At 71.4% G+C, this 18,373-nt stretch carries 14 protein-coding genes; all 14 read left to right on the top strand.

The window, feature by feature from the left end; all coding sequences use genetic code 11:
• The 14 genes from mrdA (at position 1) to obgE (ending at position 18,318) form a co-directional block, all read left to right on the top strand.
• Entirely contained in the window at positions 1–2,247 is a 2,247-nt protein-coding gene (gene mrdA / locus BJ965_RS25635) for a penicillin-binding protein 2 (RefSeq protein WP_184911167.1), read from the top strand.
• On the top strand, positions 2,244–3,446 hold the full coding sequence (rodA, locus tag BJ965_RS25640) for a rod shape-determining protein RodA (RefSeq protein ID WP_184911169.1): 1,203 nt from the start codon (positions 2,244–2,246) through the stop codon (positions 3,444–3,446). Before mrdA ends, rodA begins: the two co-directional genes overlap by 4 nt.
• A gap of 23 nt (positions 3,447–3,469) precedes the next feature.
• Complete coding sequence (locus BJ965_RS25645) at positions 3,470–4,078, top strand: hypothetical protein (protein WP_184911171.1); 609 nt, start codon at positions 3,470–3,472, stop codon at positions 4,076–4,078.
• A gap of 65 nt (positions 4,079–4,143) precedes the next feature.
• Positions 4,144–5,649, top strand: a complete 1,506-nt coding sequence (locus BJ965_RS25650) for a CYTH and CHAD domain-containing protein (RefSeq protein ID WP_184911173.1) — start codon at positions 4,144–4,146, stop codon at positions 5,647–5,649.
• Positions 5,650–5,736: 87 nt separating this feature from the next.
• On the top strand, positions 5,737–7,701 hold the full coding sequence (locus tag BJ965_RS25655; RefSeq protein ID WP_184911175.1) for a TIGR03960 family B12-binding radical SAM protein: 1,965 nt from the start codon (positions 5,737–5,739) through the stop codon (positions 7,699–7,701).
• 447 nt (positions 7,702–8,148) lie between these two features.
• Positions 8,149–8,646 carry a DUF2975 domain-containing protein gene (locus BJ965_RS25660; protein WP_184911177.1) on the top strand — a complete coding sequence of 166 codons (498 nt, stop codon included), beginning with the start codon at positions 8,149–8,151 and terminating at the stop codon, positions 8,644–8,646.
• Positions 8,646–8,876 carry a helix-turn-helix domain-containing protein gene (locus BJ965_RS25665; protein ID WP_184911179.1) on the top strand — a complete coding sequence of 77 codons (231 nt, stop codon included), beginning with the start codon at positions 8,646–8,648 and terminating at the stop codon, positions 8,874–8,876. Before BJ965_RS25660 ends, BJ965_RS25665 begins: the two co-directional genes overlap by 1 nt.
• Positions 8,876–9,343 carry a GNAT family N-acetyltransferase gene (locus tag BJ965_RS25670; protein WP_184911181.1) on the top strand — a complete coding sequence of 156 codons (468 nt, stop codon included), beginning with the start codon at positions 8,876–8,878 and terminating at the stop codon, positions 9,341–9,343. The genes BJ965_RS25665 and BJ965_RS25670 overlap by 1 nt, the downstream gene beginning before the upstream one ends.
• A gap of 99 nt (positions 9,344–9,442) precedes the next feature.
• The gene (locus BJ965_RS25675) at positions 9,443–10,648 is read left to right on the top strand and encodes a hypothetical protein (protein WP_184911183.1); all 1,206 of its coding nucleotides are present in this window, start codon (positions 9,443–9,445) and stop codon (positions 10,646–10,648) included.
• A 48-nt stretch (positions 10,649–10,696) separates the two neighbouring features.
• Positions 10,697–11,479: a TIGR03936 family radical SAM-associated protein gene (locus BJ965_RS25680; protein ID WP_184911185.1), complete on the top strand. Its 783-nt coding sequence runs from the start codon at positions 10,697–10,699 to the stop codon at positions 11,477–11,479.
• A gap of 261 nt (positions 11,480–11,740) precedes the next feature.
• Positions 11,741–15,919 carry an Rne/Rng family ribonuclease gene (locus BJ965_RS25685; RefSeq protein ID WP_184911187.1) on the top strand — a complete coding sequence of 1,393 codons (4,179 nt, stop codon included), beginning with the start codon at positions 11,741–11,743 and terminating at the stop codon, positions 15,917–15,919.
• Between the two features lie 269 nt (positions 15,920–16,188).
• The gene (rplU, locus tag BJ965_RS25690; protein ID WP_031130898.1) at positions 16,189–16,509 is read left to right on the top strand and encodes a 50S ribosomal protein L21; all 321 of its coding nucleotides are present in this window, start codon (positions 16,189–16,191) and stop codon (positions 16,507–16,509) included.
• Between the two features lie 14 nt (positions 16,510–16,523).
• The gene (gene rpmA, locus BJ965_RS25695; RefSeq protein WP_003990207.1) at positions 16,524–16,778 is read left to right on the top strand and encodes a 50S ribosomal protein L27; all 255 of its coding nucleotides are present in this window, start codon (positions 16,524–16,526) and stop codon (positions 16,776–16,778) included.
• 103 nt (positions 16,779–16,881) lie between these two features.
• Complete coding sequence (obgE, locus tag BJ965_RS25700) at positions 16,882–18,318, top strand: GTPase ObgE (RefSeq protein WP_184911189.1); 1,437 nt, start codon at positions 16,882–16,884, stop codon at positions 18,316–18,318.
• Positions 18,319–18,373 lie beyond the last annotated feature (55 nt).

Below are 18,373 nucleotides of genomic sequence, written 5' to 3' on the forward strand. Positions count from 1 at the left end.
GTGACCAACATTCCCGAGACCGGCAGGAACTCACGGGTCCAGATCCGGCTCGTCGTCATCCAGGTCCTCGTCCTCTCCCTCCTGCTCACCCTCGGCGGACGCCTGTGGTACCTCCAGATCCGTGAGGGCGCCGCCTACGCCAAGGAGGCCTCGGGCAACCACGTCCAGCAGGTCGTCCAGCCGGCCGTCCGCGGCTCGATCCTGGACGCGCGGGGCGTGGCGATCGCGGACAACGAGACGCGGCTGGTGGTCTCCGCCTCCCGCACCGATCTGCTGAAGATGAAGGACGACGGCAAGGAAGTCCTCACCAAGCTCGCCGGGGTCCTGGGCATGACGCCCAAGGATGTCCAGATGAAGGTGCGGCTGTGCGACGCCAAGACGCCGCAGCCCTGCTGGAACGGCTCGCCCTACCAGCCCATCCCCATCACCGACGAGGCCACCGCCAAACAGGCCCTGCAGATCCGCGAGCGCGCCGAGGACTTCCCCGGCATCACCGCCGAGCCGGAGGCCGTGCGCCGCTACCCGAGCCCGGGCAAGGCCAACACCGCCCAGGTCCTCGGCTACCTCTCCCCGGTCACCGACGAGGAGATCAAGAAGGCGCAGAACACCAACTCGCCGTATCTGCGCTCCGACCAGGTCGGCCGCTCCGGCCTGGAGCGCCAGTACGACAAGGCGCTGCGCGGCAAGGCCGGCGTCACCCGCTACGAGGTCGACAACCTCGGCCGGGTCATCGGCCAGGCCGAGGCCGACCCGGCCCACCCCGGCGACAACCTCGTCACCAGCATCGACTCCCGGGTCCAGCGCGTCGCCGAGTACCAGCTGAACGAGGCGATGAAGGAAGCCCGCAAGCAGCACGACCGCAACACCGGCACCAACTACAAGGCCGACTCCGGTGCCGTCGTGGTGATGGAGGCCAAGACCGGCCGCGTCGTCGCCATGGCCTCGAACCCCACCTACGACCCGAACGCCTGGGTGGGCGGCATCTCCGCCAAGGACTACACCCGCCTCACCGGCAAGAGCTCGAACTACCCGCTGCTCAACCGCGCCATCCAGGGCCAGTCGGCCCCCGGCTCCATCTTCAAGGTCATCCCGACGGCCGCCGCGGTCAACGCCGGGTACTCCTTCAACGGCCCCTACAACTGCTCGAGTTCGTACTCGATCGGCGGCCAGGTCTTCAAGAACTTCGAGTCCCAGAGCCACGGCCCCATCAGCCTCGGCCGCGCCCTGGAGGTGTCCTGCGACACCGTCTTCTACGCGCTCTCCCACGAGGAGTGGAAGCGCGACGGCGGCACCAAGCCGAAGAAGAAGCCCCACGACTGGTTCTACAAGACCGCCCACCAGTTCGGCCTCGGCAAGGAGACCGGCATCGACCTCCCCAACGAGGTCACCGGCCGCGTCCCCGACCGCCAGTGGAAGCTGAACTACTGGAAGGCCAACAAGGACGCCTGGTGCCGCACCGGCAAGCGCAACGGCAGCTACGCCGAGAAGATCGCCTACGAGAACTGCCTCGAAGGCAACCGCATGCGCGCCGGTGACTCCGTGAACTACTCCATCGGCCAGGGCGACACCCTCGTCACGCCCATCCAGATGGCCACCATCTACTCGGCCATCTCCAACGGCGGCACCCTCTACAACCCCTCCGTCGGCAAGGCCGTCATCAGCGCCGACGGCAAGACGGTCACGCCGATCAAGCCCGAGTCGCACGGCAAGCTGCCGATGACGCAGAAGACCCGCGACGAGATAGACGAAGCCCTCGCGGGAGTCGCCACCCGCGGTACGGCCGCCTGGAGGTTCGGCGGCTGGCCGCAGGACAAGATCCCGATGCACGCCAAGACGGGTACGGCGGAGGTCTACGGCAAGCAGACGACCTCCTGGTTCGCCACGTACACCAAGGACTACTCGATCGTCATGACGATCTCCCAGGGTGGTACGGGTTCCGGCGCCTCGGGCCCCGCCGTCCGCAACATCTACAACGCGCTGTACGGCGTCTCCGAGGACGGCGACATCGACACGAAGAAGGCACTGCTGCCCACCCCGCAGAAGGCCCTGCCGAAGGTCAAGACGGACGGCACCATCGCCTCCCCGAAGGTCCCCAAGGACCCGGCCAAGGACCAGAAGGCCGACAAGAAGGACCCGAACGCCCCGGCCGACCCGCTCCAGCCCGTCACGTCGGCCCCGCCGTCACCCGAGAACCGTGACACCCGAAGGCGGCGGCGCCGCCGGGGAAACCGGAGGTGCCCGGCATGACCGGCGGAGTGAACAGCTTCCAGGTCTCCGGCTACGGGCCCGAGCGCTCCGGCTGGACGCGGCTGCTGGCCCGTGACTCGGTGGCGCGGCGGCTCGACTGGCCCATCCTGCTGTCGGCGGTGGCCCTGTCGCTGCTCGGCACGCTCCTCGTGTACTCGGCGACCCGCAACCGCACGGAGCTCAACCAGGGCGACCAGTACTACTTCCTCGTCCGCCACCTGCTGAACACCGGCATCGGCCTCGCGCTGATGGCCGGCACGGTCTGGCTCGGCCACCGCGCCCTGCGCACGGCCGTCCCGGTCCTGTACGGCTTCTCGCTGGTGCTGATCCTGCTGGTGCTCACCCCGCTCGGCTCCACGATCAACGGCGCCCACTCCTGGATCAAGCTGCCCGGCGGCTTCTCGCTCCAGCCCTCGGAGTTCGTGAAGATCACGATCATCCTGGGCACGGCGATGCTGCTGGCGGCCCGGGTCGACGCGGGTGACAAGCAGTACCCCGACCACCGCACGGTCGTGCAGGCACTCGGCCTGGCCACCGTGCCGATGCTGATCGTGATGCTGATGCCCGACCTCGGGTCGGTCATGGTGATGGTCATCATCGTGCTCGGCGTGCTGCTGGCCTCCGGGGCGTCCAACCGGTGGGTGTTCGGCCTGCTCGGCGCGGGCACCCTGGGCGCGGTCACCGTCTGGCAGATCGGGATCCTCGACGAGTACCAGATCAACCGCTTCGCCGCCTTCGCCAACCCCGAGCTCGACCCGGCCGGCGTCGGCTACAACACCAACCAGGCCCGTATCGCCATCGGTTCGGGCGGCCTGTCCGGCTCCGGCCTCTTCCACGGCTCGCAGACCACCGGCCAGTTCGTCCCCGAACAGCAGACGGACTTCGTCTTCACCGTGGCGGGGGAGGAGCTGGGCTTCCTCGGCGGCGGCCTGATCATCGTGCTCCTCGGCATCGTCCTGTGGCGGGCCTGCCGCATCGCCCGGGAGACCTCGGACCTGTACGGCACGATCGTGGCCGCGGGCATCGTCGCCTGGTTCGCCTTCCAGACGTTCGAGAACGTCGGCATGACCCTCGGCATCATGCCCGTCACGGGCCTGCCGCTGCCGTTCGTGTCCTACGGAGGATCGTCGATGTTCGCCGTGTGGATAGCGGTGGGGTTGCTGCAGTCGATCCGGATGCAGCGGCCGATGTCGGCCTAGCGGCCCGAACGGGGGGGAGCGGAATGTCCGGGGCGTATGTCGCCCAGTGCCCGGTGACCGAGGAGCTGGTGAGCCGGCTCCTCGCACTGGCGGAGCTGGACCTGACCGATGCCGACGCCATCGAGGCGCGGATGCGCGAGGCCGCCTGGTCCGACTGGGCGCAGGCGGTGCGCGGGCCGGCGTACGAGGACACCCCCGATGTCCCCGACGCCACCCACATCACCCCGCAGGGCCACTTCGTCACCTGCGACGGCGACGGCTCGCTCCAGCTGCCGTTCGCCTACCTCTACTCCGTCGACGGCGGACTGCTCGACGAGGACTGCTGGGGCGCGATGCCCGGCTGGACCAGTGCGGAGGGCGCCTGGCGGCCGGAGTTCGACGCCCACTTCGCCGCCGTGGTGGAGCGCTTCACCGAGCGGCTGGGCCTGCCGGACCACGACATCCGGCAGCCCAGGTACGACACCCGCTACGTCAGCTGGCGCCTGGAGCACAACGTGCTGATCGTCGGACAGGGCCCCGAGCCACTGTCGTACCACCAGTTCGAGGACGCCCATGTGTACCTCGTCTCCCGGACGGTGAAGGACGCGCCGTTCCCGGACGGCGAGGAGATGCGGGCCCTGCTGACGACCTGAAGGGCCGCCCCTCTCCAGGACGCCCACCACTGCTGTCCCGGCCGATCAGCCACTAGATTTGGTTCATGGCGGAGACGAAACGCGAGATCGAGCGCAAGTACGAATCCGACGAGAGCGGGCTGCCCGACCTGACCGGAGCCGGCGGGGTCGCCGCCGTGGTCGACAAGGGCATGGCCCACCTCGACGCCACCTACTACGACACCGGGGACGAGCGCCTCGCCGCGTCCTCGATCACCCTGCGCCGCCGCACCGGCGGTTCCGACGCGGGCTGGCACCTGAAGTTCCCGATCGCGCCGGACGTCCGCGACGAGATCCACGCCCCGCTCTCCGACACCCTCCCCGACGACCTCGCCGCGCTGGTCCGCTCCCGCGTCCGCGACAGCGAGCTGCTCCCGGTCGTCCGGCTGCGCTCCGCCCGCGCGGTACGCCACCTGCACGACGCCGACGGCCGGCTGCTCGCCGAGGTGAGCGTGGACACCGTGCACGCCGAGCGGCTCACGGGACGCGGCGGCGAAGCACAGTGGACCGAGGTCGAGGTGGAGCTCGCCGACGGGGGAGACCCGGCCCTGCTCGACAAGGTGGAGAAGCGGCTGCGCAAGGCGGGCGTACGGCCGTCGGCGTCGTCGTCGAAGCTGGCCCGCGCCCTGGAGGAGACGGCACCGGGGAAGCGGCGCAAGTCCGCGCACGTGCGGCGATCGGTGACCGCCGGAGACCACGTGCTGGCCTATCTGCGCACCCAGCGGGACGCGATCGTCGAGCTCGACCCCGCCGTCCGCCGGGACGTCGAGGACTCCGTGCACAGCATGCGCGTGGCCACCCGCCGGATGCGCAGCACCTTCAAGTCGTTCGGCGCGATCCTCGACCGTGCCGTCACCGACCCCGTCGCCGACGAGCTCAAGTGGCTCGCCGGTGAGCTCGGCCTGGACCGGGACCGCGAGGTGCTGACCGAGCGGCTGACCGCGGCCGTCGACGAGGTGCCCGCCGCCCTGGTGCGCGGCCCCGTCTCCAAGCGCCTGCACTCCTGGTCCAGCGCCGAGCACGGCGGGGCCCGCGGCCGCCTCCTCGGGGTCCTGGACTCCCGCCGCTACCTGGCCCTGCTCGACACCCTGGACGCGCTGATCGCCGACCCACCGCTTCTCAAGGCGGCCGCCAAGGAGCCCCGCAAGCCCATCGCCAAGGCCGTGCGCAAGGACTTCCGCAAGGTGTCCCGGCTGATCGCGCAGGCGGCGGACCTGGAGCCCGGCACCGACCGGGACGTCGCGCTGCACGAGGCACGCAAGAAGGCCAAGCGCACCCGCTACGCGGCGGAGGCGGCCGAACCCGTCCTCGGCAAGCCGGCCAAGACCATGGTCAAGTCCATGAAGGCGCTGCAGAACCGGCTCGGCGAGCACCAGGACAGCGTGATGGCCCGGCAGGCCCTGCGCGAGCTGTCGGCGGTCGCCCACGCGGCGGGGGAGAGCGCCTTCACCTACGGCCTCCTCCATGAGCGCGAGGAGCAGCGCGCGGTGCGTGTGGAGGCCGAACTGCCCGGGTTCTGGGACGGGATCAAGGACGGTGCGGCGGCCCTGTGACCTTCCGGCGTACGGAGGCTCCCCGCGATCGCGTTAGTCTGGATGGTCACCCCTGTCAGTTCAGTCCAGCTCACGAAGGTGCGCGACATGCCTGCCGAAGTCGCTGCGTCGGTCTTCCCGCAGCTCGAAGCTCTGCTCCCGCATGTGCAGAAGCCGATCCAGTACGTCGGCGGAGAGCTCAACTCCACAGTCAAGGACTGGGACTCCTGTGACGTCCGCTGGGCGCTCATGTACCCGGACGCCTACGAGGTCGGTCTGCCCAACCAGGGCGTCATGATCCTCTACGAGGTGCTCAACGAGCAGCAGGGCGTCCTCGCCGAGCGCACGTACAGCGTGTGGCCGGACCTCGAGGAGCTCATGCGGGAGCACCACGTCCCGCAGTTCACGGTGGACAGCCACCGGCCGGTGAAGGCCTTCGACGTGTTCGGCCTGTCCTTCTCCACGGAGCTGGGCTACACGAACATGCTGGCCGCCCTCGACCTGGCCGGCATCCCGCTGGAGGCCAAGGACCGCGGTCTGGACGACCCGATCGTCCTGGCCGGCGGCCACGCGGCGTTCAACCCCGAGCCGATCGCCGACTTCATCGACTGCGCCGTGATCGGCGACGGCGAGCAGGCGGTCCTGGAGATCACCGCGATCGTCCGTGCCTGGAAGGCGGAGGGCCGCCCCGGCGGCCGCGAGGAGCTCCTCTTCCGCCTGGCGCGGACGGGCGGGGTGTACGTCCCCGGCTTCTACGACGTCGAGTACCTGCCGGACGGCCGTATCGCCCGTGTCGTGCCCAAGCGCAGCGGGGTCCCGTGGCGGGTCTCCAAGCACACCGTCATGGACCTCGACGAGTGGCCCTACCCCAAGCAGCCGCTGGTCCCGCTGGCCGAGACGGTCCACGAGCGCATGTCGGTGGAGATCTTCCGCGGCTGCACCCGGGGCTGCCGTTTCTGCCAGGCCGGCATGATCACCCGCCCGGTGCGCGAGCGCTCCATCACGGGCATCGGCGACATGGTCGAGCAGGGTCTGAAGGCGACGGGCTTCGAGGAGGTCGGCCTGCTGTCGCTCTCCTCCGCCGACCACACGGAGATCGGCGACATCGCCAAGGGCCTCGCCGACCGCTACGAGGACGACAAGATCGGTCTGTCGCTCCCCTCCACCCGCGTGGACGCCTTCAACATCGACCTGGCGAACGAGCTCACCAGGAACGGCCGCCGCTCCGGCCTGACCTTCGCCCCCGAGGGCGGCTCGGAACGCATCCGCAAGGTCATCAACAAGATGGTCTCGGAAGAGGACCTGATCCGCACGGTCTCGACGGCGTACGGCAACGGCTGGCGCCAGGTGAAGCTGTACTTCATGTGCGGCCTGCCGACCGAGACCGACGACGACGTCCTGCAGATCGCCGACATGGCGACGAAGGTCATCGCCAAGGGCCGCGAGGTCTCCCGCTCCAACGACATCCGCTGCACGGTCTCGATCGGCGGTTTCGTCCCCAAGCCGCACACGCCCTTCCAGTGGGCCCCGCAGCTCTCCGCCGAGGAGACGGACGCCCGTCTGCAGAAGCTGCGGGACAAGATCCGCGGCGACAAGAAGTACGGCCGCTCCATCGGCTTCCGCTACCACGACGGCAAGCCCGGCATCGTCGAGGGCCTGCTCTCCCGCGGCGACCGCCGCATCGGCGCGGTCATCCGCGCGGTCTACGACGACGGCGGCCGCTTCGACGGCTGGCGCGAGCACTTCTCGTACGACCGCTGGATGGCCTGCGCGGACAAGACGCTGCCCGCCTTCGGTGTCGACGTCGACTGGTACACCACCCGCGAGCGCACCTACGAGGAGGTCCTCCCGTGGGACCACCTCGACTCCGGCCTGGACAAGGACTGGCTCTGGGAGGACTGGCAGGACTCCCTCGACGAGACCGAGGTCGAGGACTGCCGCTGGACGCCGTGCTTCGACTGCGGGGTGTGCCCGCAGATGGACACCCAGATCCAGATCGGCCCGACGGGCAAGAAGCTCCTTCCCTTGACGGTCAAGAACGCGGCTCCGGCGCCGAGCGGCCACGCGCACTGAGGAGAGCCGCCCGCCGGGTTCCTCTCACTGTGAACACTCTCCGCGTACCGCCTCGCGGAGCACCAGAGGCCCCTGCGCTCGTGCCACGCCCCGCGTGCGGGGCCTGGGAGGTGAGAGGCCCGTCCTGCGGGGGACCCGCTCAGCAGGCCGGGTTGGTGACGCTCCCCCGGGGGACTTACTCGGTCAGGTTCCCCCAGTTCAGAATGTGTGCTGGGGGAGCCGTCACGTCGGGCTGCCCCAGCCGCCTACCCGCCGGCCGACCTCGCGGGGCCATCTCCCGTGCCGACACGCGCCGACCCACTGCCGTCCTCCTCGGCCGGGGCGTCGGGTAGGCGTACCTCCTGTCACGGGGCCATGTGCCACACAACGCCGGTGGTGGGGCGGACTCCTTGCATCACCTATCGAATCTCGATAGATTTCCATCGTGGCTCGATCGAGGGAGTGGCGATGGGAAAGCTGGCCGTGGCGGCGTTGCGCGGGGTGCTCGTGGTGTTGCTCGCCGGGTCCCTGTTCGTGCAGGCGGTGATGGTGCCGCTGCTCGCCGCCGACATGAACGGGCTCAGGCCCGAGTACGCGTATCTGCGCACCCCGCTCCTCGTGATCACGGTCCTGGGTATCGTGACGGCCCAGGTCGTCGTGGTCTGCGTGTGGCGGCTGGTGACGATGGTGCGTCGCGGGACGGTGTTCTCCACCGCCGCCTTCCGCTATGTGCACATCGTGATCGGCGCGTTCGTGGCGGCCGCCCTGCTGGTCTTCGCGCTCGCGGTCGTGCTCGCACCGGGCGAGGCCGTCGCCCCCGGAGTGGTCCTCCTGCTGTGCGGCGTCGTGATGGCCGTACTGGGCGTGGCACTGGTCGTGCTGGTGCTGCGGATGCTGCTCGCGCAGGCCGTCGCACGCGACATCGAGGCGGCCCAGATGCGGGCCGAGCTGGAAGAGGTCATCTGATGCCCATCGCCGTCGACATCGACGTGATGCTGGCCAAACGCAAGATGTCCGTGGGCGAACTGGCGGAACGGGTCGGCATCACCCCCGCCAACCTGGCCGTGCTCAAGAACGGTCGCGCCAAGGCGGTCCGCTTCTCCACCCTCGCCGCGCTGTGCGAGGTACTGGAGTGCCAGCCGGGAGATCTGCTGCGCTGGGAGACGGACGGGGGCGCGGATCCCACACTGCTCTGATGGAGAACATCAGCATCCGCCCGGCCCACCCCGGCGAACTCGCGGCCGTGGCCGGCCTCCGGTGGGAGTGGCTCGTCGAGAACGGCTCGCAGGACCTCGGCGAACCCGAAGACTTCGTATGGCACTTCGTCGCCTGGGCGGGGGAGAACGCCCGGACCCACCGCTGCACGGTGGCCGTCCGTGGCGACCGGGTCATCGGCATGGCCTGGCTCGCGGTGGTGCAGCGGGTGCCCACGCCCCGGTCGCCGCGGCGGGCCTCCGGCGATCTGCAATGCGTGTATGTCGTACCCGAGGCGCGTGACGGCGGACTCGGCGGGCGGCTCGTCCGGGCCGTCCTGGACGGGGCCCGCGAGCTCGGGCTGGAGCGGGTGACCGTGCACTCCAGCTCGCGGGCCATCCCCGCCTACGCCCGCAGCGGCTTCGCGGAGTCACCCCGGCTGCTCCAGGTGCGGCTCGCCCCCGCGTGAGCCGTATGATCTTGCGTCCGAGTGGAGGAATCGCGGGAGAACGGGGCGGGGTTGTGCGGTACTGGATCCGGACGGGCCCCTGAAGGCGTCTACGACGGTATGGATCTGGAGAAGCATCCCCGCGAGGGCATCGAGGCGCGGGTCGATCTGCGTAAACGGCCGGCCGAGCCGCAGGTCCGGCGCGAGCCGGAAGCGGCCGAGGGGTGTCTCGCCGTCGCCATCCGGATTCCGGTACGGATCATCGTGCTCGTCCTGGTCGTCCCCGTGCGGATGCTGTGGGACGCGCTCGTCGTCACCGGGCGGTTCCTGAACGACGCACTGCTGAGGCCGCTCGGCCGGGCGCTGCTGTGGCTCGGACGGGCGGTGTTCGTCTGGCCGTTCGTCGGGCTGTGGCGGTATGTCGTCGTCCCCGTGGGCAAGGCCCTCGGATGGCTCGGGAACGTCCTCCTCGTCGTGCCTCTGGTCTGGCTGTACCGCTCCGTCCTGACGCCGGTGGGGCACGGACTCGCCTGGGTCGCCCGGGGCGTCGGGGCGGCCGTCTCCTGGCTCGCGAGGGGTGTGGGAGCCGCGCTCGGCTGGGTGTACACGCACCTGCTCACACCCGTCGGGCACGCCGTGATGTGGGTCCTTGAGGGGCTCGGCGCCGGGCTCGCCGCGCTCGGCATCGGCGTCTGGACGGTCGTGGCATGGCTCGCCAGGTACCTGGTCGTCGTACCGGCCGTCTGGGTGTACACCTGGCTGCTCGCCCCCGTCGGGCGTGCGATCGTCTGGTGCGGCAAGGGGCTCGTATGGCTGGTGAGCACGATCGTCACCGGCGTCGGCGCGGCCCTCTACTGGACCGCCCGCATCCTGCTGGTCCTGCCCGCGCTCGCCCTCTGGCGCTGGATCCTCACGCCGGTCGGACGCGTCCTGGCGGTCATCGGCCGGGAGGTGTGGGACGCACTCGGCCACGCCTGGCGCGTCGCCGGGCACATCTCGCTCGCCGTCGGGCGCTTCCTCGGCACCCTCCTCCGGTGGATCTTCGTCGAACCGGTGCGGTGGGTGTACCGCAGCGTCCTGACGCCCGTCGGGCACGTCGTGCGGGACACCGTCCTGCGGCCCGCGGCCGAGGCCGCCCGCGGTGTGGGACGGGCCACCCGGCAGGCGCTGGCCGCCGCCCGGGAATCCGTACGTCAGGCCCGTGCCGACTTCCGGCGGATACTCTTCGGCGAGCCGCGGCAGCCGCAGCCGGTCGGCCGGAGGGAACCATCGGCGCCCGAGGCACGTACTCTTGGTGGTAGTACGACCGCTCTCACGAAGGACTGAACGACACTGGGCAAGCGACAGCCCGAAGGCCCGCCGCCCGCACCCGCGGTGCAGCGCATCCGACTGCGCTACACCAAGCGCGGCCGCCTCCGGTTCACCAGCCACCGTGACTTCCAGCGCGCCTTCGAGCGTGCGTTGCGCCGTGCCGAGGTGCCGATGGCCTACTCGGCCGGCTTCACACCGCACCCGAAGGTGTCGTACGCCAATGCCGCACCCACCGGCACGGGCAGTGAGGCGGAATACCTGGAGATCGCGCTCACCGCGCCGCGCGACCCGGAGCAGCTCAGGGCCCTCCTCGACGAGTCGCTGCCCACCGGGCTCGACATCATCGAGGCGGTCGAGGCCCGCACCTCGGGACTCGCCGACCGGCTGACGGCTTCCGTATGGGAGCTCCGGCTGGACGGAGTGCCGCCGGAGGAGGCCCGCCGGGCGGCGGACGCCTTCAACGCGGCCGAGACCGTCGAGGTCCAGCGCCTCGCCAAGAACGGCGTCCGTACGTTCGACGCCCGTTCCGCGGTCGCGAGCCTGGAGGTTCGCGGCCTGGAGGAAACGCACAGTTCGCGGGCTGATAGGCCGACCGACCAGCCCTGTGCGATACTGCGGCTGGTTGTTCGGCACGTGACGCCTGCCGTACGACCCGACGACGTCCTGTCCGGTCTCCGCGCCGTGGCCGACCTGGCGCCGCCGGTCCCCGCTGCGGTGACCAGGCTGGCGCAGGGGCTGTTCGATGAAGAGACCGGCACGGTGACCGACCCGCTCGCGCCTGACCGCGAGGCAGTCGAGGCCCACTCAACGGCCGAACCGACTGCCGCCGCGACGGCGTCGGCGTAAGGAAGGTCCCGCGTAGGGACGGACGTCGTAGCGCCGCCCTCGGACTCGGGAGCCACCTGGGTCGGGCAGCGCACCCGACCAGAAGACTTTCGCCAGGCCGTGCGCATTCGGCGTACGGAACCGGCGAGACAGGACACAGAGAGCTCCCGTGCGGCGCCCGCGCCCCGGACGGCGGCGAACGCGCACAGCGCGCGCCGCGGACGTCACCGGCATCGCCGGACCAGGCGCGGCGCCCGGGAGCCTGACGGGAGATAAGCCCGCATGCTCGAACCGACCGAACCCACAGAGGGTTCCGAACAGAACACTCCCAGCGACACCCTGCCGCCTCGTCGGCGGCGGCGTGCCGCGTCCCGGCCGGCGGGACCACCCACCGGTGCCTCCTCCGACGCGCCGGTGGAGACCGTCGCGCCGGCCATACCGGCCGCCGAGGCCGAGGAACTCGCGGCTGACGTCGCGGAGGCCGACCAGGTCGAGGAAGCCGCTGCCGAGGCGGACAAGGCTCCCGAGGCCGTCGAGAGCGACGAGGCCGCCGCTCCCGCCCCGCCCAAGCGGCGTCGCGCCGTGCGCCGTGCTTCCGCGCCCGTCGGTGCTCCGGAGGCCGCCCAGGCCGCCGAGACGGTGGTCACGGCGACCGCCGGCACTCCCGCCGACTCCGAGCCGGCCGAGGCGGTCACGCCCGCCGCGTCCGCCGACGCGACCGAGGACGCCGCTCCCAAGCGCACCCGGCGCCGTGCCACCCGCACCGTGACCACGCCGGTCGCCGCTCCGGCGGAGACCGCCGGGACCACCGCCCCGGCGGAGGCGGCCGAGACCCTCGCGGCACCGGCCGAGGCCGACGCCTCGGAGCCGGCGGTCGTGGCCGACGGCGCCGCCGAAGGTGCCGAGGCCGCTGAAGAGGCTGCTCCGCGTCGGACTCGCCGGCGTGCCTCGCGGCGGGCGTCAGCACCCGCCGGGGCGCCTTCCGCCGCGGACGTGGTGGAAGGCAACGCCGAGGAGGCGAAGGCACCTGTGACCGAGAACCCCGACGCCGAGCCCGCCCGCGCGTCCGAGGCGACCGCCGCCGAGACCGCCGCCGACGAGCCCGCCCGCGCCGCCGACGCCCCCGCCGGGACCGCAGCCGAAGAAGCTGTCGAGGCGGCCGAGGAGGCCGGTCCGCGGCGCCGTCGCCGGGTCGTGCGCCGGGCCGCCAGTGGCTTCGCCGAGCCCGCCCAGCCCGCCAAGGGCTCGCGGGCCTCGAAGGCCGCCGCCCGGGCGACCGCGAGCGCGGCCGACGGCGAGAGCGAGTCGACGTCGCGTCCGAGGCGGCCCGCCGTCGCGCTGTTCCAGGCGCCCGTCTTCACCGAGCCCCAGTTCCAGACCCCCGAGCGGGCCGCTGCCGCAGCCGCCGCCGAGGCGGTCGGGGCCGAGGAGCCGCAGGAGGCCGAGGAGTCCGCTCCGGCCGAGGCCCAGCGCGAGGAGCAGACCGGCGGCTCACGTCGCCGGCGTCGTCGCCGGGGTGCCGGCGACGAGCCCGAGGCCCAGGTCCCCGAGACCCCCGCCGCCGACACCGCCGCCGACGAGGCGGAGGAGGCCGACGAGTCCGCCGAGGACCAGGCCGACGGCGACGACCAGGAGGAGTCCGAGGGCTCCGGGTCGCGCCGCCGCCGTCGCCGGGGCGGCCGCCGCCGCAGGCGCGGTGAGTCCGCCGACTCCGACGGTGAGGGCGGCGAGGACGCGGAGTCCGAGCAGGGCGCCGCGCAGGACACCGAGGACAGCGCCGAGGAGGACGACGAGGACTCCGACGACGCCACCGACCGCGACGAGTCCGGCGGCTCCAGCAGCAGCCGCCGTCGCCGTCGCCGCCGTCGCCGTGCCGGTGACTCCGGCACCGAGTCCGAGCCCTCCGACGACGACCCCGAGCGCACGGTCGTCAAGGTCCGCGAGCCCCGCCCCAAGGCCGAGCCGTCCGACGAGGTGCAGTCCATCAAGGGCTCGACCCGTCTGGAGGCCAAGAAGCAGCGCCGTCGCGAAGGCCGCGAGCAGGGCCGCCGGCGCGTGCCGATCATCACCGAGGCCGAGTTCCTGGCCCGCCGCGAGGCCGTCGAGCGCGTGATGGTCGTCCGCCAGCACGGCGACCGCACGCAGATCGGCGTCCTCGAGGACGATGTGCTCGTCGAGCACTACGTCAACAAGGAGCAGGCGACCTCGTACGTCGGAAACGTCTACCTCGGCAAGGTGCAGAACGTGCTGCCGTCGATGGAGGCCGCCTTCATCGACATCGGCAAGGGCCGCAACGCCGTCCTGTACGCCGGCGAGGTCAACTTCGAGGCGCTCGGCATGGCCCACGGGCCGCGTCGCATCGAGTCCGCCCTGAAGTCCGGCCAGTCCGTGCTCGTCCAGGTGACCAAGGACCCGATCGGTCACAAGGGCGCCCGTCTGACCAGCCAGGTCTCCCTCCCGGGCCGCTACCTCGTGTACGTGCCCGAGGGCTCCATGACCGGCATCAGCCGCAAGCTGCCCGACACCGAGCGGGCCCGGCTGAAGACCATCCTCAAGAAGATCGTTCCCGAGGACGCGGGCGTCATCGTGCGCACCGCCGCCGAGGGCGCGAGCGAGGACGAGCTGCGCCGGGACGTCGAGCGGCTGCAGCAGCAGTGGGAGGACATCCAGAAGAAGGCCAAGAGCGGCAACGCCCCGACGCTGCTGTACGGCGAGCCGGACATGACCGTCCGGGTCGTCCGCGACATCTTCAACGAGGACTTCTCCAAGGTCGTCGTCAGCGGCGACGAGGCGTGGTCGACCATCCACGGGTACGTCTCGCACGTCGCGCCGGACCTCGCCGAGCGGCTGTCGAAGTGGACCTCCGAGGTCGACGTCTTCGCCACGTACCGGATCGACGAGCAGCTGGCCAAGGCCCTCGACCGCAAGGTGTGGCTGCCCAGCGGCGGTTCGCTGGTGATCGACCGGACCGAGGCGATGGTCGTCGTCGACGTCAACACCGGCAAGTTCACCGGCCAGGGCGGCAACCTCGAGGAGACCGTCACCAGGAACAACCTGGAGGCGGCCGAGGAGATCGTGCGCCAGCTGCGGCTGCGCGACCTCGGCGGCATCATCGTCATCGACTTCATCGACATGGTGCTGGAGTCCAACCGGGACCTGGTGCTGCGGCGCCTGCTGGAGTGCCTGGGCCGGGACCGTACGAAGCACCAGGTCGCCGAGGTGACCTCGCTGGGGCTCGTGCAGATGACCCGCAAGCGCGTCGGGCAGGGCCTGCTGGAGTCCTTCTCCGAGACCTGTGTCCACTGCAACGGACGCGGTGTCATCGTGCACATGGAGCAGCCGACGGCCGCCGGGGGCGGTGGCAAGCGCAAGAAGCGCGCGCGTGCCGGCGCCGCCGAGCAGCCGCACGTGCACGAGGCGGCCGTCGAGACCGCCGAGGAGGAGGCCGAGACCGAGGCGGAGGTCGGAGCCGAGGCGGCAGAGCCGATCGCGCTGCCCGAGCCGTCCTTCGAGCCCGACGAGGAGCTGTACAGCAGCGCCGCCGAGGCGGAGGCCGCGGCCGGCCGTGGACGATCGCGTCGCCGGGCGAGCCGGCGGGCGTCGGCTCCGGCGGGCTCCCCGCGCGGTGAGGCCGCCGAGCCGAAGGCCGAGCAGGGCAGGGACAGGGCCCGGCGCGGCCGGGGCCGGGCCGAGCAGGCCGAGTCCGAGGTGCCGACGGCGCAGGACGTGACCGCCGAGCAGGAGGTCGCCCGTCCGGTGCAGCCGGAGTCGGCCGCCGAGGCACATGCCGAGCCGATGGCCGTGGAGGACCCGGTGGTCGAGGCCGCGCAGGCCGCTCCGGTCCTGTCGGCCGCCCCGGTCGAGGAGGCCGCGCCCAAGGGCCGTACCCGGCGCCGGGCCACCCGCAAGGTGTCCGCTCCGGCCGGTTCTCCGGCGGGGGCCGAGGCGACCGTGGTGACGGTCGCCGAGACCGCGCCCGCGGCCCCGGAGGCGGCCGAGCGGGCCGAGGCCGCCGAGCCGGTCGCCGAGGTGCCCGCGGAGAGCGCCGCCCCGGCCCGTCCGCGGCGCCGTGCCGTGCGCAAGCCCACGGTGTCCACGGCGTCCGAGGAGACGGCCGTCGTGGTCGTCCCGTCGGCCGCGCCCGAGGAGGCCGGGTCCGAGGAGGCCGTGTCCGCCCCGCAGGCGCCCGCGTCGGACGGTGCCGTCATCGAGGAGGCCGCCGAGGAGTCGGCGCCCGCCAAGAAGACGGCCCGCAAGACGGCCAAGAAGGCCACGGCGAAGAAGGCCGCCACCACCAAGAAGACCGCGGCGAAGAAGACCGCCGCCAAGAAGACGACGGCCAAGAAGGCGGCGAAGACCACCAAGACCGCCGCCAAGAAGACCGCGTCGAAGAAGACCGTGGCGGCGGAGCAGTCGGCGCCCTCCGCGTCCTCCGTCTCGGTCTCCACCGACGAGGGCTGACCGGCCTCGACATCCCCGGGGGCGTGCGCGAACTCCGCGTACGCCCCGGGGGACGCGACCGGCGTGACCGGTCGCACAGGTGGCGGGCCCGGCTCGGTTTGACCCCTTCGGCCGCGGCCCCGTAACCTTGACCGTCGGCGTGTCGACTGACGCGCCTACATCCCCGTAAACCTCATCCTCCGGGCGCCGGGCGTCAGGAGAGGCTGCTCGCTGAGTCGGGCGGCTGGCCTGCGGGGGTGCCGTTTCCCGAGCTAGAGAGTGAGTTCCGCGTGTACGCCATCGTGCGCAGCGGTGGTCGCCAGCACAAGGTTGCTGTCGGCGACATCGTTGAGGTTGACAAGATTTCCACTGCCAAGGTTGGCGACTCGGTCGAGCTCTCGACCCTGCTCGTTGTCGACGGCGATGCCGTGACCAGCGACCCGTGGGTGCTGGCCGGCATCAAGGTCCAGGCCGAGGTCGTGGACCACCACAAGGGCCAGAAGATCGACATTCTGCGCTACAAGAACAAGACCGGTTACCGCCGTCGCCAGGGCCACCGCCAGCAGTACACGGCGATCAAGGTCACTGAGATCCCCGCGGCTGCGAAGTAAGGGACTGAGGAGAAATGGCACACAAGAAGGGCGCATCGTCCACCCGGAACGGTCGCGACTCCAATGCCCAGCGGCTCGGCGTGAAGCGCTTCGGCGGTCAGGTCGTCAACGCGGGTGAGATCCTGGTCCGTCAGCGTGGCACCCACTTCCACCCGGGCGCCGGCGTCGGCCGTGGCGGCGACGACACGCTGTTCGCCCTCGAGGCCGGTTCGGTGCAGTTCGGCACCCACCGTGGCCGCAAGGTCGTGAACATCGTTCCGGTCGCCTGATCGGAAGCTTTCGCGAGGCGGACCTCACTTCCCTCACGGGAAGCGGGTCCGCCTTTCGCGTGTTACCCAAGAGACATTCACGTAGTAACTGGAGGCACATCCCATGACCACCTTCGTGGACCGCGTCGAGCTGCACGTCGCCGCGGGTAGCGGAGGTCACGGCTGTGCCTCCGTCCACCGTGAGAAGTTCAAGCCCCTCGGCGGGCCGGACGGCGGTAACGGCGGGCGCGGCGGGGACGTGATCCTCACCGTCGACCAGTCGGTCACGACGCTGCTCGACTACCACCACTCCCCGCACCGCAAGGCCACCAACGGCAAGCCCGGCGAGGGCGGCAACCGCTCCGGCAAGGACGGTCAGGACCTCGTCCTGCCGGTGCCGGACGGCACGGTCGTGCTGGACAAGGCGGGCAACGTCCTCGCCGACCTGGTCGGGCACGGCACGTCGTACGTCGCCGCCCAGGGCGGCCGGGGCGGGCTCGGCAACGCGGCGCTGGCCTCCGCGCGGCGCAAGGCGCCCGGATTCGCGCTGCTCGGTGAGCCGGGAGACCTGCGGGACGTCGTCCTGGAGCTGAAGACCGTCGCCGACGTGGCCCTCGTCGGGTACCCGAGCGCGGGCAAGTCGTCGCTGATCTCGGTGCTGAGCGCGGCCAAGCCGAAGATCGCCGACTACCCCTTCACCACGCTCGTGCCGAACCTCGGTGTCGTCACGGCCGGTTCGACGGTGTACACGATCGCCGACGTGCCCGGGCTGATCCCCGGGGCCAGCCAGGGCAAGGGCCTGGGGCTCGAGTTCCTGCGGCACGTGGAGCGGTGCAGTGTGCTCGTGCACGTCCTGGACACCGCGACGCTGGAGTCCGAGCGTGACCCCGTCTCCGACCTCGACATCATCGAGGAGGAGCTGCGGCAGTACGGCGGGCTGGACAACCGGCCGCGGATGGTCGTCCTGAACAAGATCGACGTACCGGACGGCAAGGATCTGGCCGAGATGGTGCGACCCGACCTGGAGGCGCGCGGCTACCGCGTGTTCGAGGTGTCGGCCGTGGCGCACATGGGCCTGAAGGAGCTGTCGTACGCGCTCGCGGAGGTCGTGGCGCAGTCGCGGGCCGCGAAGCCGAAGGAAGAGGCGACCCGGATCGTGATCCGGCCCAAGGCCGTGGACGATGCCGGTTTCACCGTGACGCGCGAGGCCGACGGCCTGTTCCGGGTGCGGGGCGAGAAGCCCGAACGCTGGGTGCGTCAGACCGACTTCAACAACGACGAGGCCGTCGGATACCTCGCCGACCGGCTCAACCGGCTCGGTGTCGAGCAGGAGCTGGTGAAGGCGGGTGCCCGGGGCGGTGACGGCGTCGCCATCGGCCCCGAGGACAACGCGGTCGTCTTCGACTGGGAGCCGTCCATGACGGCCGGGGCCGAGATGCTCGGCCGGCGTGGTGAGGACCACCGCCTCGAAGGGGAGCGTCCGGCCGCGCAGCGCCGCAAGGACCGGCAGGCCGAGCGGGACGAGGCGCAGCAGGAGTTCGACGACTTCGAGCCGTTCTGAGTTAACAAAGAGCAAATTCGCAACGGACTTCGGTGCAACCAAGTCGTTCTTCGGT

Origin of the sequence: Streptomyces luteogriseus (genome assembly GCF_014205055.1) — a bacterium.
Classification (GTDB): domain Bacteria; phylum Actinomycetota; class Actinomycetes; order Streptomycetales; family Streptomycetaceae; genus Streptomyces; species Streptomyces luteogriseus.

Bases quoted from the DNA above. Each gene is read 5' to 3' on its own strand.
- rodA (WP_184911169.1), top strand. From the start codon at position 2,244: ATGACCGGCGGAGTGAACAGCTTCCAGGTCTCCGGCTACGGGCCCGAG.
- BJ965_RS25645 (WP_184911171.1), top strand. From the start codon at position 3,470: ATGTCCGGGGCGTATGTCGCCCAGTGCCCGGTGACCGAGGAGCTGGTG.
- BJ965_RS25650 (WP_184911173.1), top strand. From the start codon at position 4,144: ATGGCGGAGACGAAACGCGAGATCGAGCGCAAGTACGAATCCGACGAG.
- BJ965_RS25655 (WP_184911175.1), top strand. From the start codon at position 5,737: ATGCCTGCCGAAGTCGCTGCGTCGGTCTTCCCGCAGCTCGAAGCTCTG.
- BJ965_RS25660 (WP_184911177.1), top strand. From the start codon at position 8,149: ATGGGAAAGCTGGCCGTGGCGGCGTTGCGCGGGGTGCTCGTGGTGTTG.
- BJ965_RS25665 (WP_184911179.1), top strand. From the start codon at position 8,646: ATGCCCATCGCCGTCGACATCGACGTGATGCTGGCCAAACGCAAGATG.
- BJ965_RS25670 (WP_184911181.1), top strand. From the start codon at position 8,876: ATGGAGAACATCAGCATCCGCCCGGCCCACCCCGGCGAACTCGCGGCC.
- BJ965_RS25675 (WP_184911183.1), top strand. From the start codon at position 9,443: ATGGATCTGGAGAAGCATCCCCGCGAGGGCATCGAGGCGCGGGTCGAT.
- BJ965_RS25685 (WP_184911187.1), top strand. From the start codon at position 11,741: ATGCTCGAACCGACCGAACCCACAGAGGGTTCCGAACAGAACACTCCC.
- rpmA (WP_003990207.1), top strand. From the start codon at position 16,524: ATGGCACACAAGAAGGGCGCATCGTCCACCCGGAACGGTCGCGACTCC.
- obgE (WP_184911189.1), top strand. From the start codon at position 16,882: ATGACCACCTTCGTGGACCGCGTCGAGCTGCACGTCGCCGCGGGTAGC.